Source organism: Natronobacterium haloterrestre (genome assembly GCF_900112205.1).
GTDB lineage: Archaea > Halobacteriota > Halobacteria > Halobacteriales > Natrialbaceae > Natronobacterium > Natronobacterium haloterrestre.
Genome location: NZ_FOKW01000001.1, coordinates 604150 through 620770 on the forward strand (window position 1 = coordinate 604150; position 16621 = coordinate 620770).

At 69.7% G+C, this 16621-nt stretch carries 14 protein-coding genes and 1 pseudogene; 10 read left to right on the forward strand and 5 right to left on the reverse strand.

Going from position 1 to position 16621, the window contains the following annotated elements; genetic code table 11:
* Positions 1-18 precede the first annotated feature (18 nt).
* From BM113_RS02895 to BM113_RS02915, 5 genes are all read left to right on the forward strand, one after another.
* Positions 19-3336, forward strand: a complete 3318-nt coding sequence (locus tag BM113_RS02895; RefSeq protein WP_089785165.1) for a molybdopterin-dependent oxidoreductase — start codon at positions 19-21, stop codon at positions 3334-3336.
* Positions 3333-4028: a 4Fe-4S dicluster domain-containing protein gene (locus BM113_RS02900; RefSeq protein WP_089785166.1), complete on the forward strand. Its 696-nt coding sequence runs from the start codon at positions 3333-3335 to the stop codon at positions 4026-4028. Before BM113_RS02895 ends, BM113_RS02900 begins: the two co-directional genes overlap by 4 nt.
* Entirely contained in the window at positions 4025-4669 is a 645-nt protein-coding gene (locus BM113_RS02905; RefSeq protein ID WP_089785168.1) for a hypothetical protein, read from the forward strand. The genes BM113_RS02900 and BM113_RS02905 overlap by 4 nt, the downstream gene beginning before the upstream one ends.
* Positions 4666-5760 carry a cytochrome b/b6 domain-containing protein gene (locus tag BM113_RS02910; protein WP_089785170.1) on the forward strand — a complete coding sequence of 365 codons (1095 nt, stop codon included), beginning with the start codon at positions 4666-4668 and terminating at the stop codon, positions 5758-5760. The genes BM113_RS02905 and BM113_RS02910 overlap by 4 nt, the downstream gene beginning before the upstream one ends.
* 102 nt (positions 5761-5862) lie before the next feature.
* On the forward strand, positions 5863-6042 hold the full coding sequence (locus tag BM113_RS02915; RefSeq protein WP_089785171.1) for a hypothetical protein: 180 nt from the start codon (positions 5863-5865) through the stop codon (positions 6040-6042).
* Between the two features lie 83 nt (positions 6043-6125).
* On the opposite strand, the gene BM113_RS02920 is transcribed toward BM113_RS02915, so the two are convergent.
* From BM113_RS02920 to BM113_RS02930, 3 genes are all read right to left on the reverse strand, one after another.
* Positions 6126-6896 carry a DUF7124 domain-containing protein gene (locus BM113_RS02920; protein ID WP_089785173.1) on the reverse strand — a complete coding sequence of 257 codons (771 nt, stop codon included), beginning with the start codon at positions 6894-6896 and terminating at the stop codon, positions 6126-6128.
* Positions 6893-8719 (reverse strand): aldehyde ferredoxin oxidoreductase family protein, encoded by a 1827-nt coding sequence (locus BM113_RS02925; protein WP_089785175.1) that lies wholly within the window; start codon positions 8717-8719, stop codon positions 6893-6895. Before BM113_RS02925 ends, BM113_RS02920 begins: the two co-directional genes overlap by 4 nt.
* A 78-nt stretch (positions 8720-8797) precedes the next feature.
* Positions 8798-9859: an NAD(P)-dependent glycerol-1-phosphate dehydrogenase gene (locus tag BM113_RS02930; RefSeq protein ID WP_089785177.1), complete on the reverse strand. Its 1062-nt coding sequence runs from the start codon at positions 9857-9859 to the stop codon at positions 8798-8800.
* A gap of 165 nt (positions 9860-10024) precedes the next feature.
* Between BM113_RS02930 and BM113_RS02935 the strand changes: the two are divergent.
* Positions 10025-10384 (forward strand): annotated as a pseudogene (locus BM113_RS02935) (MFS transporter); the annotation flags it as partial.
* A gap of 36 nt (positions 10385-10420) precedes the next feature.
* Here the strand turns inward: BM113_RS02935 and BM113_RS02940 are convergent.
* Together BM113_RS02940 and BM113_RS02945 are read right to left on the reverse strand one after the other, a co-directional pair.
* Positions 10421-11416 (reverse strand): NAD-dependent epimerase/dehydratase family protein, encoded by a 996-nt coding sequence (locus BM113_RS02940; RefSeq protein ID WP_089785178.1) that lies wholly within the window; start codon positions 11414-11416, stop codon positions 10421-10423.
* Between the two features lie 103 nt (positions 11417-11519).
* Positions 11520-12641, reverse strand: a complete 1122-nt coding sequence (locus tag BM113_RS02945) for a hypothetical protein (protein ID WP_089785180.1) — start codon at positions 12639-12641, stop codon at positions 11520-11522.
* A gap of 15 nt (positions 12642-12656) precedes the next feature.
* Here BM113_RS02945 and BM113_RS02950 point away from each other — a divergent pair, with 15 nt between their 5' ends.
* The 4 genes from BM113_RS02950 (at position 12657) to BM113_RS02965 (ending at position 16506) form a co-directional block, all read left to right on the forward strand.
* Entirely contained in the window at positions 12657-13256 is a 600-nt protein-coding gene (locus BM113_RS02950) for a hypothetical protein (protein ID WP_089785182.1), read from the forward strand.
* Between the two features lie 119 nt (positions 13257-13375).
* Positions 13376-13795: a GIY-YIG nuclease family protein gene (locus BM113_RS02955; protein WP_089785183.1), complete on the forward strand. Its 420-nt coding sequence runs from the start codon at positions 13376-13378 to the stop codon at positions 13793-13795.
* A 43-nt stretch (positions 13796-13838) separates the two neighbouring features.
* Entirely contained in the window at positions 13839-14456 is a 618-nt protein-coding gene (locus BM113_RS02960) for a peroxidase-related enzyme (RefSeq protein ID WP_089785185.1), read from the forward strand.
* A gap of 256 nt (positions 14457-14712) precedes the next feature.
* Positions 14713-16506 (forward strand): bifunctional metallophosphatase/5'-nucleotidase, encoded by a 1794-nt coding sequence (locus BM113_RS02965; protein WP_089785187.1) that lies wholly within the window; start codon positions 14713-14715, stop codon positions 16504-16506.
* Positions 16507-16621 lie beyond the last annotated feature (115 nt).

Consider the following 16621-nt stretch of genomic DNA (forward strand, 5'->3'; position numbering starts at 1 on the left):
AGCGATCGGGGGCGCGTTATGAGCGTGCAGGACGATCCGGTCACCATCGACCTCGACCGGCGCTCGTTCATGAAAGCCAGCGCCCTCGCGGGAGGGCTGTTCCTCGGCGGCGGCGCGTCCGGGCACGCGCTGGGCGGAACCCAGGAGTCGGACGCGGACGACGGCGTTTCGAGCGACACCGAGACCGAGAAGGTTATCTGTAACTACTGTGCCGTCGGCTGTGGCTTCAAGGCGGTCAAGGACGGCAACTCCTTCGTCGGTCAGGAGCCGTGGTTCGAGAACCCGATCAACAACGGCTCGCTCTGTTCGAAGGGGGCGGGCATCCTCGAGACCGAGCACTCGCCCAAGCGACTGAAACACCCGATGCGCAAGGTCGACGGCGAGTGGCGTCGGGTCTCCTGGCAGGACGCCTACGAGGAGATCGCGGACACGTGGGAGGAGACGATCGACGAGTACAGCCGCGAGAGCGTCATGCTGATGGGGAGCGCCCACCACTCGAACGAGGCTGCCTACGCCAGCCGCAAGTTCGCGGCGTTCATGGGGACGAACAACGTCGACCACCAGGCGCGGATCTGTCACTCGCCGACCGTCACCGGCCTCGCCAACACGTGGGGCTTCGGCGCGATGACGAACACGATCAACGACTACCGCAACTTCGATCTGCTCATCATCCTCGGGCAGAACCCGGCCGAGTCCCACCCGATCGCGATGCAGCACATCCTCGAGGGGCAGGCCCGCGGCGGGACCATCGTCTCCATCGACCCCCGGTACACGAAGACCTCGGCCCACGCCGACTACTTCTACCGCCTCCGGCCGGGGACGGACGTCGCCCTGGTCTTCGGCCTGCTCAACTACATTCGCGAGCAGGGCGAACTCGACAACGAGTTCCTCGAGGGCCGCGTGATGGGGTGGCCCGACGTCGAGTCCGAACTCGACCAGTACGACCTCGAGACGGTCTCCGATATCACCTGGATCGACGAGGGCGACCTCGAGGAGATCGGCGACCTGATCGTCGAGAACAGCCCGCACATCCAGGTCGAGTGGGCGATGGGCGGCACCCAGCACAACAACGGGACCCAGAACATCCGCGCGTACGCCATCTTCAGCCTCGCGACCGGGAGCGCGGCCCGGTCCGGCGGCGGCCTGCAGGTGATGCGCGGCCACGCGAACGTGCAGGGTGCGACCGACATGGGCGTCGACGCGAGCATCCTGCCGGGCTACTACGGCGTCGATGCACCCGGATCGTGGGAGCACTGGGCCGACGTCTGGGACCGCAGCCCCTGGACCAGCGGGAGTACCTCATTCGAGGAACTGTACGACCGGTTCGAGCGGATGCCCGACGAGATGTGGCAGGGTCTCGAGGTGCCGGCCCAGGTCGAGGAGGAGGACTCGGATCCGGAGGGCGAGGGCGAGGAACCCGAAACAGAGGCCGAGGAGGAGGGCCAGGACGGCGGCCTCGACCAGGAGACGGCACTCGAGGAACCGGACCCGCAGTCGATGATGTTCCAGAAGGGGCTGACCGTCGCCCGCTGGTACGAGGCCGCACTCGGACAGGAGGATCGCCTGCTCGAGTCGGACCTCTATCAGCCCGATCCGCTGAAGATGGCGTTCTTCTGGGGCCACTCGGCGAACTCCATCTCCGAGATGGACCGGATGAAACAGGCGATGGAGGAACTCGACCTGCTGGTCGTCGTCGACGTCTTCCCCGCGGTCGCCGGCACCCTCCCGGACGACGCGGACGTCCTCCTGTTGCCGGCCTCGAGCCAGTACGAGCACGTGCGGTCCGTGACTAACTCCCACCGGTCGGTCCAGTGGAGCGAGGCGGTCGCGACGCCGGCACACAACTCGAAGCCGGACCTCCAGATCTTCCAGGAACTGGCCCAGTACATGGGCTTCGGCGAACACTTCGACTGGGGGACCGGGCAGGCGGTCCACAACGGCCGCAGTTCCTACGAGGACACGCTCCGGGAGATCAACCTCGGCGTCCGGTCGATCGGCTACCAGCAATCGCCCGAGAAACTCCAGCAACACCACGAGTACGACTGGGCGTTCAACACCGACGATCTGCGGGCCGAGAACACGGGGACGCCCGTCGACGGCGACTACTGGTCGCTGCCCTGGCCCTACTGGGGCGACGACCACCCCGGCTCGCCGATCATCTGGACGAAGGAGGCCGACCCCCGCGACGGCGGCCACGACTTCCGGGAGAACTGGGGGACGCAGGCCCCGACGCCCGACGAGTGGGAGGAGATGAACGTCGACCAGGAGTACCCGATGCAGGAGACCTACGATCAGCGGGGAGAGGAGGGCCTCGACCTGATCGCCGATTCGTTCGAGGCGCCGTGGTGGGACGACCGTGAGATCGAGGGCGTCCCGTCGTATCCGGGCTACGCGACGTTGCTGCCGGACGACCTGACGAACCCGTCGACGCAGACGACCCCGGTCGAGATGGCCCTCGACGAGGAGGAGTCGGTGTACGACGCGGCACAGGCCGTCGACGAGGAGTACGGCGACGAGATCGAGGTCGATCCCTCCGAGTACGAGGAGTACGACAACCCGCAACCGGATCCGCCGACCGGACGCGGCAAGGCGCGGGCCGTCGTCTGGAACTTCCTCGATACGGTCCCGGTCCACCGCGAACCCGTCGAGAGCCCCCGGCCGGACCTCGTCGAGGAGTGGCCGGCCAACGGCGAGCAGAACAACTTCTGGCGGCTCGACCAGAACAACGCCACGGTCCAGCAGCGGGCGACCGAGGCCGTCCACACGGAACTCGGCAGCGACACCGAGAGCGGCCGGACGGTGATCCTCACCTCCGGCCGGCAGGTCGAACATCAGGGCGGCGGCGCCGAGACGCGGAACAACGAGTACACCGCCGACCGCCAGCCCCACATGTACGCGGAGATCAGCCCGAACCTGGCCGAGGAGTTGGACGTCGTCGGGGGCGAGGACCACGTCGTCGTCGAGTCCGCGGATAAGGGGACGATCCTCGTCAAGGCGAAGGTGACCAACCGCGTCAACGACGAGGAGATCTTCCTGCCGTACCACTGGGGCGGCGTCTTCCACGGCGAGGACCGGAGTCCGAACTGGCCCGACGGCACCGAACCGCTCGCGATCGGCGAGAGCGCGAACATCATCACGCCGAGCGGGTTCGACGCCGAGACCCAGATGCAGGAGACGAAGTCGGGCGTCGTCCACGTCCAGAAGGCGACCCAGGAGGTCGTCGACGCCCACGACATGGAGTTCATCGATTACCCGCAGGACCGGAACGGGCTCGGCACGCAGAAGCAGTACGACGTCCGCGAGTGGGATCTGTACGAAGGAGGCGAACGACTATGACCCAAGAACGGAGCGACCGGACCGGACAGGTGATGAGCCAGGGCGTGATGAGCACGGGGGAGGGGATGCGGATCTTCCCCGACGTCGAGGCCTGTATCGACTGTGGCGGCTGTGTCGTCGCCTGTAAACGCACCTGGGACCGCGAGATCGACAATCAGCGCATCGACATCATGACCATGGCCGAGGGGACCGCCGGCCCGCAGGGCGAAAACGCCGACAAGACCGGTCGCCTCGAGGCCGGCGAGAACCCCGGCGAGACGAGCCTGCCGATGCAGTGTTACCACTGCCACAACGCCCCCTGCGTCTCGGTCTGCCCGACGAACGCCCTCCAGAAGGAGGACGACGAGTTCGTGACCGTCCACGAGGACCTCTGTGTCGGCTGTCAGTACTGCCTGTCGGGCTGTCCGTTCGGCGCGCCGCAGTTCCCCGACAGCGACGACGGGTCGGCCCAGATCTTCGGCACCGGCGGCATCATGGACAAGTGTACCGGCTGCCGCCAGCGACAGGACGTCGGGAAAGGGCCGGCCTGCGCCGAGGAGTGTGCCACCGACGCGATCCTGGTCGGCGGCGCGGGCGAGATCGCGGACGAACTCGAGTCCCGGGACAGCCAGCCGTTCTTCAACCGGGAGGCGATGGAGATCATCTTCGGCGAGGAGGAAGCGCAGTTCTTCGAGTCGGGTGATGCGGGATGAGCGACGATCGACCGCCCGACGACCGCGACCGCACGGCGGACGCCGCGGACGACGCACCCGGGGACGCCTCGAGCGCCGACGACCGGACCGACGGGCAACGGCCCGACGGCGGCCGCGGCGAGGAACGATCACCGGAACAGGGAGAGTCACGACCCGAGACGGACGAGTCGACGCCGGAGTCGGACGAACGACCGGAACCCGAGCGCGAACCCGACCACGCCGACGCCGCGTCCGGCGGTCGCTCCGATCGCATCGCGTTCTGGATCAGCGCGCTGATCGGCCTGGCGCTTGCGGCCGGCTCCATCGCGTTCGTCTCCGGATGGGCCCCTTTCTTCGAGGAGATCCTGCGGATCCGCCCCTCCGTCGAGGGCGGTGGGATCGGGGCCGACTGGGTCGCCGGCAACACCGAAGCCGTCCTCGAGTGGCTGATCGTGCTCGTCCACCTCGCGGACGTCGTCATGGGGATCTTCATCCTCCTGATGGTGTTCATCCACTGGGCGGCGTTCCGGCGGCTCGGCGCGCGGATGCAACCGCCGGGCGGAACGCGTACGCAGGAGGCCGCGGCGGCGACGGACGGCGGGGACCGGACCCGAAGCGACGACCGCGGCGACGGTCGAGAGCGCGGGGGTGATCGCCCGTGACCAACCTCGATCACGGCAAGTTCTCGCGGGTCACCACGACCTTCCACTCGCTGCTGGCGCTGACCGTGTTCGTCCTGTTCTTTACGGGGTACGCCATCGCGTTCAACACCGAACTGTGGTGGCTGGTGGAACTGATGGGCGGCAACGAGGGGGTGCTCTCGATCCACCGGGCGGCCGGCTTCGCGCTGATCGCCCTCACCGGGTTCTGGGTTCCGTTCATGCTGCTCCGATCCTCGAGTAGGGGGAACTTCAGTGCGATCCTCCCCAGCCCGGACGACCTGTGGGCGTTCCTCCAGGACGTCAAGTTCGCCCTCGGGATGGCCGACGAGCGCCACCCCGCGGCACGCCAGTTCGCGGGGTTCAAGGCCGAAGAGACGCCGCTGATATCCTACATCGGGAAAGGCGTCATCTGGATCTTCACCGTGGAGCTGATCCTGTTGATGATCACCGGGTTGCTCATCTGGCGCAAGACCTGGCTGATCGACGCCTACAACTCCCAGTCGGCCGCGATGGCGTTCGTGGCGTTCCACGGTCTGCTCGGGATCATCATGCTGATGGGCGTGATGTTCCACACGTTCGAGCACGGGCTCCACCCCGCGTTCTACCCGGTCGAGATGAAGGCGTTCCTCCCGAAAGACCAGACGCCGAACTTCCACGACGACCCCGACGAGTACGAGACGACCGGGATCGAACGGCTCCGCCGCCGCCCCTCCTGGGGGTGGGCGATGAACGTGACGGCCGTACTGGCTGTCGTCGGGATCGTCAGCGTGATGATGGCGAGCCTCGAGTACGGCGGCTATCCGGTCCCCGACAGGCTGGTGTTCGGCGAGGGAAGCGTCCTCCGGACGATCGGGATCAACGCCGGCATCTTCGTGTTGCTGCTCGGCCTCGTGCTCTCGATGTACGGCAACGTGTTGCGGGCGCGGTACCTGCGCCAGCGACGGGAACGGGAGCGGGAACGACAGCCCTCGGGGACGGCCGCCGACGGCGGCGACCCCGGCGGAACGGCGCGATCCGACGGCGGCGAACCAACCGAACGGGACGAGCGCGGCGACCCCGGTGACGGGGAGGACGGCACCAGCGACGGCTAACCCCCGATCCGGCCCCTTTTCGTCCGTCCCCCCTCGAGTGCCAGCGTCGGACCCTCGCCTTGCCGGGCTGGGGTTTACGTGATCGGATGCGGAATGGCGCCCATGGCGAGCCTCCTGTACTCGGTCTACGCCGTCGCGGTACTGATCGTGGCCGTCGTCGGACTCCTCGGCGTGGTCTTCGGAACCCCGACCGCCGGCGATGGGCCGGGCTACCGCTCCAAGCTACTCGGCGTCCTCGGAGCGCTCTTCGTCGTCGCGCTCGTCGGGAGCTTTCTGCTGTAGGGCTCGAGGCAGGCGACGAATTCGCGCCGCAAGCGGAGCCGATCTCGAGAGGGTGGACCGCCGGGAAGACGGCCGACTCCCGGCTACTCTAGCTCCCAGTCCGCCTTCTCCGCGGCCGTCTCGAGCGGGACGAACTCCCAGTCGGCGGCGTCCGCGATCGCCTCATCGCTCGAGTCGGGCCGATCGTTGTCGGCGTCCTCGAGGCCGACGACGACCATCCGCTCGGCGTAGAACATCGACGTCCGGTCGATCCCCCGGAGTCGCTCGGCGGGGTCGCTGCCGCTGCCGGTGAAGAAGTCGGCGTCGACGCCGTGCGTTCGCTGGAACTTCGTGATGCGGTGGGTCTCGACGTCGCCGACGATGCCGATCCAGTCGGCCCACCCCGATGCGGCCGCGAAGACTGCCGCGGGGTCGGCGAGTCGCCCGAGCGCGTCGTACGTGAACGCCATCGTCATGTCGTCGACGCCGCCGCCGTGCGGCCCTTCGGCGGCCGAGCCGGCGGCTCGCGGTTCGCCGTTCGGTTCGCCTCCGGTTCCGACGTCCGTTCCGGTCCCGGTTCCGGCGACCGCACCCGCACCGGCCCCGCCGTGCTCGGTCGGGATGCCGGCCGGTTTGCTCGCGTCGTCCCGCGGAACCCGGGGCGCTGGCTGGGAGTCGGGCTCGGTCGCGTCCACGTCGTCGTCCCCGGAATCGGCCGTCCCCGGTTCCGTCGTGGCACCTGCCGTGCGGGTCGGCTCCGGTTCCTCCTCCGGCGTTCCCTCGCCGCGCCAGAACCAGTCGCCGCGGTTCGCGTCGGGCTCTTCCTCTTCGTCGGCGTCGGTCTCGAGGTCGTCGAGGTCGATTCGGTCGGTCACGGGCGGTCACCTCCGGGTTCCCCGTCGCCGATCGACTCCGGCACCGCGAGATCCGCCAGCCCCAGTCGCTCGAGCGTCGCCCGGGTCGGCCGCCCCCGCTCGTCCCAGCCGCGTCGCTCGTAGTAGCGATCGAGCATCGTCTCGAACGCGTCGGGATCGATCGCGGCCCCGTCGTTGGGGCCGCCCTCGAGCGGTTCGGTCAACCGCTCGGGGAGGGCGTCGTCCGCGCGGGAGAATCCCTCGCGGACGTTGAACAGGCGGACGAGCGTCCAGACCCGCTCGCCGATACGCTCGAGGGCGGCGGGTTCACGCTCGCGGCCGACGGCCTCGAGCCACTCCGCGATGTGTGCGGGCGGGAGCGCATCGGCGACGAAGTCGTCGGCAACGAGGCTCCAGCACAGGGCCCGCCGGTTCTGCTCCTCGACGACCGCGGCGACGCGGTCGGCCGTCGTCCAGTCCGCGCCCGCGAGCGCTTCGGCTTCGACCGGCCGCGCCCGCCGGTGGCAGGCCCCGCGGTCGCTGGTCGCGTACGCGAGCGCCATCGCCGACGCGCCGCGGGGATCGTAGGAGGAGAGGGCCATCCCCTTGACCGACGGGATCAGGTCCTCGCCGCCGTACTCCGCGGCCGCCGCCTCGACGCCGTCTGCGAGGGCGTCGCCCAGCGGGGTCGACCGTTCGGCGATCTCCTCGATGAGGTCGCGGGCCGCCGCCTCGTCGCCGAACTCGAGATCGCGCTCGAGGTGGTCCTCCTGGCTCGCGCGGATCGCCCACGCGACCGCGTTGCCGCTCGAGATCACGTCTTGAGCGAGCCGATCGCAGATCGATCCGAGCGCCGCGACGGCGTCGAAGTCGTCGATCCCGAGCCCAGAGCCGAGGGAGATGGGGGTCGCGCCGCGGGGGACGGTCTCCTCTCCGTCCTCCCCTTCCCCGGACTCGCCGTCGGCTCCGCTCGCGCTCCGGACCCGGAACCCGCCCGGAACCGGGTCGTCGCCCCGTTCCCGCCCGGACGCGGCGGCGCGAGCGGCCTCGATTCCGACGTCTTCCGCGCCGTCGAACGCGCCCTCCTGCCACCCCCGGGTCGGGAGCACGCCGACCTCGTCCGCGAAGTCGACAGTCTCGAGGGTCTCGCTGGCAGCCTGCCAGCGACCGATGTCGTCGTCGGCGAAGGCGGCCTCGTCCCGTCGGCGAAGCGTACGAAGGTCGTCGGTCGGCGTCGGCGGCCCGTCCCGGGCCACGACGGCCTTCAGGCGCTTCGCGCCCATTACCGCGCCCGCGCCGCCGCGGCCGGCGTGGTGGTCGCCGCCCTCGGACGCGATCGTCGCGTACGAGACGCGTCGCTCGCCGGCGGGGCCGATACACGCGACCGCCGCGTCCGGGAACCGCTCGTCGGTCTCGCGCGCGTCGAGCCCCCACAGGTCGCCGGCCGGTTCGACCGTCACCTTGCCGGCGGCGACCGAGAGGGCGACCGGCCGCTCCGCCCGCCCGGTCACGAGCACGCCGACGTGGTCCTCGAGCGAGCCCGCGAGCCGACTCGCCATCTCCCCGCCCGCGTAGGAGTCGAGGAAGGTGCCGGTCAGCGGCGACCGGGTGACGACGACGTACCGCTGTTCGCCTGGCAGGTAGCCCGTCAGCGGGCCAACGAGGAAGAGGAGGACGGCGTCGTCGCCGAACGGGTCGGTCCCCGGCTCGAGTTCCTCGTAGAGGTAGCGAGCGCCGAGTCCCTTCCCCCCGAGATACGACCGGAGCCACGCCTCGGGCACCGGCTCGCTCGTCGCGGACTCGTCGCCCAGATCGACGCGGACGATCGCATCTCGCCGTGCCATGTGGTTCCAGGGGTCTAAACGGCGGCCGGCAATGAAGTATTCGCTGGCGGCGGCAAGCGCCTGGGCCGACCGGTCGACTCAGTCGATGACGCCCGTCTTCGTCGCGACCTCGCGGGCGGCGCGCTCGTTCATGCCGTCGCCCAGGATGGTGTACCGGTCCCGGATCTCGTGGCAGGTCGTCAACGCCTCGAGGAGCGTCTCCTCGTCGATCCCGAGTTCCGCGGCGGTCGTCGGCGCGTCGATGCTCTCCAGGGCCGACCGGATGTCACGCCAGAAGCCACGTTCGCCGCCGTGGAGGTAGGCGGTCATTATCGAACCGACGCCGACCTGGTGGCCGTGCAGCGCCGCGTTCGGGGCCAGCCGGTCGAGTTGATGGGAGAAGAGGTGTTCGGCCCCGCTGGCCGGCCGCGAGGAGCCGGCGATGCTCATCGCCACGCCGGAGGACATCAGCGCCTTCGTGACGATCCAGGCCGACTCCTCGAGGCCGGGCCGGATGAGGTCGGCGTTGTCGACCAGGATCTCCGCGGTCATCTCGGAGAGCGCGGCGGCGTACTCGGAGTGTTCGACGTCCTTGAGCCGCCTCGCCAGCCGCCAGTCCATCACGGCGGTGTAGTTCGAGATGATGTCGGCACAGCCGGCGGTCGTCAGTTCCCAGGGGGCGTCCGCGAGGATCTCCGTGTCGGCGACGACGGCCAGCGGCGGTTCGGCCGCGACGCTGTGGCGGGTGTCGCCGTCCGGGACCGAGCCGCGGTTGCTGACGATTCCGTCGTGACTCGCCGCCGTCGGGACCGAGAGAAAGCCCATCTCGAGGTGGTGGCTGGCCATCTTCGCGATGTCGATGGCCTTGCCGCCGCCGATCCCGACAAGGTAGGAGGCCTCCTCGGCCTCGGCGGTCCCGATCACCCGCTCGACGGCGTCGAAGGTCGCGGTTTCGACCGTGACGACCGCGGGGTCGATCCCGGCGGCCTCGAAGTCGGCGGCGATCGGATCCGCCGCGACCTCCTTGGGGGTCGGGCTCGTCACGAACAGCGGGCGTCCCTGCAGGTGGACGTCGTCGACGACGTCGACGACCTGGTCGACGACGCCGTGACCGACGACGACGTTTCGCGGGAGCCGGATCCACGTCGACTTGTCGAACATACGTTGACCGACTCACGCGGCGACCATACGTGTTTTTCCTCGTCGCGGCTCCGACGGGACCCTGTTTCGAACCGCAATTGCCATGGCGACCCCTCGAGAGTGGTGGTCGTGCCGGATTCGAACGACTGAACGGCGGCGGGCGACTCGAGGCGATCCGCGAGGTCGGGAGAGTCGGCCGGGGTCCCCGCTGCCGCGGCGGTCGCCGCGCTCGGACCGGGCTTTCTCCCGCTGGTCGGGCTGAGCGGGTTGCTCGGGGTCGCCGACGCGTTCCGCGAACCGGCCAGCATGGCGCTGTTCGCCGACGAAGGGACAAGCGACGGGGGCGGCGTCGCCTCGAGTTTCGGCGTTCGAGAACTGGTCTGGCGTCCCGGCAGCGTCGCGGGACCGATGATCGCGGGCGTGCTGACCGACTACAGCGTGGCCTATGCCTTCTATTTCGGCGGCGCGTTCGTCCTCGTGGGAGCGGTGCTCTTCCTCGCGGCGCTGTGGCGGGTCCACGGGCGGTCCGCACTGTCGTCGTGGTAGCTCGACGCTTGAACCCGTGTGCGTCCCGGAAGCACCTCAGAGCGTATCCAACACGCCCAGCACTCGCTCCTCGTCCTCGCGGTCCGGCCCCTGGTCGCGGCCGTCGCGGTCGCTCTCGAGGTGATCCGCGACGGCGCGGCTCATCGCCTCCTCGAGCGGCGTCGACTCCCACCCCAGGTCCGCGAGCTTGTTCGTCGCCATGACGTGGGGGTACTCCCGGTAGAGGGGGTAGTCATCGAGTTCGATCCCGCCGGCGGCGAGTTCGCGGGGACCGGCGTGGACGACTTCGAGGTCGGCCGCGCCATCCAGCTGGTCGGCGATCAACTCGACCATCTCCTCTATGGTGACGAGCCGTCGGTCGCCGGTGTTGTACGCCTCGCCGGGGTCGCCGCGCTCGGCGACGATCCGCAGGGCGCTTGCCACGTCCTCGACGTAGACGCGGTGCCAGAGGTTCGTCCCGTCGCCCGGGACGACCACCCGGTCGAAGCGGTTCACGCGGTCGATCCAGAAGTCGAGCCGCTCGGTGTAGTCGTGGGGGCCGTAGACGATCGGCGGGCGAAGCGACATCGCGTTCACTCCGTTTTCGGCGGCCTCGAAGACGGCACGGTCGCCTTCGGCCTTCCGGTTGCCGTAGGTCGCGTGGGAGTCGTCGGTCGCCTGCTCGTCCGTACAGTCCGCGAGGGGCGTCTCGTCCTCCCGCTTGGGGATGTCCTCGCGGCCGTATGCCGCGCCGCTCGAGACGTAGACGTACGCCTCGCAGTCGGCGAAGATCCGGGTCGCGGTCCGGACGTCGTCGGGGTAGTAGGCGACGCAGTCGAAGACGGCGTCGGGATCGACCTCGCGCCCGGCCGCCTCGAGGGCGTCGTCGTCCGTCCGGTCGCCCTCGACGTGATCGACGCGGTCGTCGTCGGCGAACGGGTTCTCGTGGTTGCCGCGGTTGAACAGCGTGACTTCGTAGTCGTGTGCGAGCAGTTCGTCGACGAGGTGGCGGCCGATGAATCGCGTGCCGCCGATGACGAGTGCGTCGTCCATGTCGGAGGGTCGTCGCTTCGGGAGAAAAAGACGACGGACCGCGCCGCCGGACTCGAGACGGGGCGGCGTCCTCCCGCGATGCAAGCGAACGCACGCTCCGGATTTAACCGCTCGCTCGGGGTAGCCGATACCGCCGAAGCGCCATCAGCAGCGCGTCGACCATTCCACTACAACCATGAGCGACCGAAACGACGATCGGCGGCGGGACGAGCGCGAACGGGAGCATCGAGCGGACGAGCGCGACCGACGGGGCCGACGATCCGAACGGGACCGCGGTCGGGAAGGCGATCGACGATCCGATCGGGACCGCGGCCCGATGCGGTCCGAGCGCGGGAACGTCGGCGAGGGCGACCGGCACCGGGATCGCGGCCGTGACCGCGGCGAGGACCGCCGTGGACGGATGCACCACTCGCCGCGCGGGAGCGGCCGCGAAGGCGGCGGACGGACACACGAAGGCGGACGGGGACGCGAAGGCGGACGCGGGTCCGGCCGCGGGCACGGCGACATCCAGGGCCGCGGCGGCGACCGCGATCGGCGGCGTTCCGGATCGGGCGGCCGCGGCGGCGATCGAAGTGGATTCGAGACGAACGCGCGCAGGGAGGGGACGCTCGAGTACGGCGGCGAAGCACGGCACGACGACCGGCGCGATGATCGTGCGGAGGTTCGAGGCGGTCGGGACTCCGGGCGCTCGGAGTCGCGGCCTCGAGACCGGACTCGAGGTCGGGGGCAGGAAGCCGACATGGGTCGCGACCGCGGCCGAACGCAAGGCGGGGGCGGCGGACGTGACCGCGGCCGGTCGCGTCACCGTCCGCGCCAGCAGGAACGCGGCCGCAGGGTCCAGGGCGGGCAGGAACGCGGCCACGGTGACCGAGACAGACGGGAACGCGGATCGGGCCGCGAGGGACACGCCCAGGCGCCCGGGCGGCCCAGCGAGGGACGGTACGAACGCGGCGGTCGTCAGGACCAGGACCGCGATCGCGACCGCGATCGACGGCAGGGCCAGACACGCCGGCGCGGGCACGAGACCCGCTCGCACGACGAGATGCGGCCGCCTCGAGGTCGGTCCGATCGCGGCCGAGACGAGCACCGCGGTCGCGAGGGCGATCAGCGACGCGGCATGCAACAGCGCTGGCCCCGTGGCGAGGTCGAACAGCGCGGCGGTCACGAGCGAGGCGGCGGGCGCGAGGGACGCCCGCGACAGGGACAGCCCCGGGGCGGCCGCCACCAGCGTAGTCAGGGGATGCCCGACCGCGACGACGTCCCGACCGAATACGGCGGCGAACCGGCCGGCAGGCCGCCGGAACGGGGCGGGGACCGCGGACGCGACCGCGACGACGAGCGATCCATGCGACGCGGCGAGCGGGGGACCCGCCACGAACGCGGCGACCGCGGTGGCCAGGACCGCGGGCGAGGGCGAGGGCGAGAGGACCAGCCCCGCTCCCGCGATCGGGGCGGAGGCCGCCGCGGCAACGACCGCGGGCAGGGAGACCAGCACCGCTCTCGAGGCCGCGGCGAGGGCCGTGGCGAGTACGACCGCGGCAGAGGCGACACCGGAACGGACGAGTTCGAATCCGGGCGACCGGAAGGGCGACAAGGGGACACTCCCCAGTCCGGGGGCGGCCTCCGGTATCGACAGCGTGGCCACCGCGACGAGAGCGGCCACTGGACCGACTCGGAACCCGGTTCCGACGACCGCGACCACGAGCGTGACACGCGCGGCGACCGTCAGGAGGGGACAGACGACGACATGAGCAACCGCCGGCACGTCCACGATCGGCCGCCGACCGACGACGTCGAGGATCGGACCGACGAGGACTACGACCGGAACGCCGAGGGCTGATCGCCGGATCGAGGAACCGCTCCGGACGGCTGGCCGCGTGTTGCGCAGTTGCGGGGCCGGAAAGCACGGCCCTGCGCGGAGATCGCCGTCGTTTTTGCACCGCTCCCCCGACTCCCGGTATGGGCGGCACGTACGTTCTCCTCCTCGAGGTGAGTCGGCAGGCGACGGTCGAGGTCGGCGCGCTCGGCGACCTGACGTTCCCGGCGGGCGCGTACGCCTACGTCGGTAGCGCCTTCGGGCCGGGCGGGTTCGCCCGCGTCGACCGTCACCGCGAACTCGCCGCCGGCGAGCGCGACGCGCGCCACTGGCACGTCGACTACCTGCTCGGCCACCCGGCGACGAGCCTCGAGACCGTCGTTCGCTTCCCCGACGAGGACCGCGAGTGCGAACTGGCCGACCGACTCCCCGGCGACCCCATCGACGCGTTCGGCGCGTCGGATTGTGACTGTCCGGCCCACCTGCTTTCGGCCCCGGACGGCGAGGCGGACCCGGTTCTCGAGGCCGCGCAGGAGGCGGGTGGGGTGCTCGAGTCCTCGTAACCGTTCCACCGCCAATTATTACCGCCAGCGAAAAACGGGACGTATGGGCACCGCCGACGACCCCGACGCGGACGAACCGGCCGTCGAACCCCACCTCGCGGACGACGCGATGACCCGCTTTCCGGTCCCCGAGTACGAGGAGCTTCCGGAGGACCTCCGGGAACGGCTCGCCGAGGAGACCGAAGACGCCGGGTTCACGCCCAACGTATTCTCGGCGTTCGCGTACAAACCCTCGCACTTCCGGGCCTTCTTCCAGTACCACGACGCGCTGGTCGAGGACTCGGCGCTAGAGCGCGAGGAGATCGAGATGATCATCGTCGCGGTCTCGGGCGTCAACCACTGCTACTACTGCAACGTGGCCCACGGCGCGCTCGTCCGGATCTACGCCGACGATCCCCAGCTGGCGGACCAGCTGGTCGCGAACTACCGGACGGCCGATATCGACGAGGCCCACCGGACGATGCTCGACGTCGCCGTGAAGCTCACCGAGCGCCCGACCGAGGTCGAGGAGGACGACCTCGAGGCGCTGCGCGAGGCCGGGTTCGGCGAGGAGGCGATCTGGGACATCGCCGCGGTGACGGCGTTTTTCAACCTGAGCAACCGGATGGCGATGTTCGCGGACATGCGACCGAACGACGAGTTCCACACGCTGGGCCGCTAGCGACGGTCCCGGTTTCCCGGGTCCGAGTCCGATTTTCCGCGTGCCGTCCCGGAGCGTTCCGACTGGAACGGTTACGCGCTCCCCGAGCCTGAACAGCGTCTACCGCCCGCGGACGAGACCGTTCGCGCGGGCACCCGCGAACCTTCCGTCCGGCTCTCGGGTCGACGACGAACGACGTGGTAGCCATGGCGTACTACTACTGAACGCACACGCAAGGAAACGGCTTGGAGGACCTCGGCGTAGAAAGAGAGTACGTATGGATCTCGATACGGCGTATCTGGGCGCGTGGACGGGGCTCGACGGGTCGACCGCCGAGGGAGGGGAGGGACCCAATGAACCCGACGTGAGCTGTCTTCACGTCAGCGACCTTCACGGCCAACTCGTCCCCGAGTATCACGTCTACTACGACAACCCCGAATCCCGTCCCGACTTCGAGTTCGGCGACGACGACCGCCTGTTGCGACGCGGCGGCGGGATCCCGCTGTTGACCGCGAAACTCGAGGAGATCCGAGCGGCCGCCGACGGGACCTTGACGCTGATGAGCGGCGACACGTTCCACGGGGCCGCCGAAACGACGTACACGAACGGGCGAGCGATGCTCGAACCGATCAACGACCACCTCCGGCCCGACGTGTACGTCCCCGGGAACTGGGATTTCGGGAACGAAGGGGCCGAAGACGGCAACCTCCGGGAGCTGATGGACGCCCTCGAGGCGCGGGTGCTGGCGAACAACCTCTTCGAACCGGACGACGACGAGTTGCTGTTCGATCCCTACACGGTCGAGCGCGTAGGCGGTATCGAGATCGGGGTCGTCGGCATGACGAACGTCTACGTCGACCGGATGGCACCGGCCTTCCACGAGGGGAAGTACCGGTTCGGGAAACACCCCACGTTGCTCGAGGAGGCCGCACGCGACGCCCGGGACGCGGGGGCCGACGTCGTGCTCGCGGTCACCGAGATCGGGTTGCCGTGGGCCGTACAGGCGGCGAAAGACCTCGAGGGGATCGACGTCCTGTTCAGCGCACACACGCACGAGTACACCCACGATCCGATCGTGATCGAGGAAACGGGGACGGTCGTCGTCGAATCGGGGACCGGCGACGGACTCGGACGCGTGGACCTCCGGTACGACGGGGACGGCGTCGCCGTCCGCCACGTCCTCTACTGTCTCGCCGAAGGGCACGAGTACACGCCCGATCCGGAGCCGGCCGCCGAACGGACGGTCGAGACGATCCGCGATCCGTTCTTCGACGCGGAGGTCTCCGACGAGCGCGGGGACGGAACCCTCGAGCGCCCCCTCGATACGGTCGTCGGCGAGACGGAGACGCCGCTCGATCGCCAGTCGTTCCTCGAGAGCGGGTGGAACCTGCTGTTCGGCGACGCGCTCCGGAGCTATTTCGGGACCGACCTCGCGGTCACCCACGGGTTCCGGTACGGCCCCGCGGTTCCCGCCGGCGAGATCACGCTCGAGCACCTGTATCGGGCGTTTCCGATGACCGGCCCCGTCGCTCGAGGGGGGGCGTACGGACAGCAACTGCTGAATCACATGGAGGCGTTCCTCACGGACAACTTCACGCCGTACGTCTACGAACAGGAGGACGGCCGCGTCCGTAACTACTCCTCGAACGTCGAGGTGGTCGTCGATCCGACCGCGAAACGGGAACGCCGACTCGTCGACCTGATCGTCGACGGCGAGTCGGTCGATCCCGAAGCGAAATACTCCGTCGCGACGTTCACCCGTCCCGGCGATCCCGAGCGGGACCTCGGAAACTGCGGGTTTCCCTTCAGCGACGTGCACGTCGAGGACGGCGTCGTTCCGGTCGACGTCGTCGCCGACTACCTCGAGGATCACTCGCCGATCGACTACGGGGCGACGGACCCGGTCCGGACGCCCGACGACGGCGGCCGGGTCCAGAACACCCCGGCGGACGGCCCGTACCCGTACGTCCAGCCAGGCGTCGACTACGCCGACGGCGAAGCGTACGCCGAAACGCGGCTGATCCCGACCGGGTCGGTCTTTCCGGATGGGAGTCACAACCGATATCGGTAGCACGAGCTTCCGGGAACGGGTACTCACGCAAACCGACGCGTGTCCGGAAACGGGAGCGGGAGACGAGGAGGAAGACTGCTACGACGGATTCGGCGAACGAGGGGAGGAGGTGATC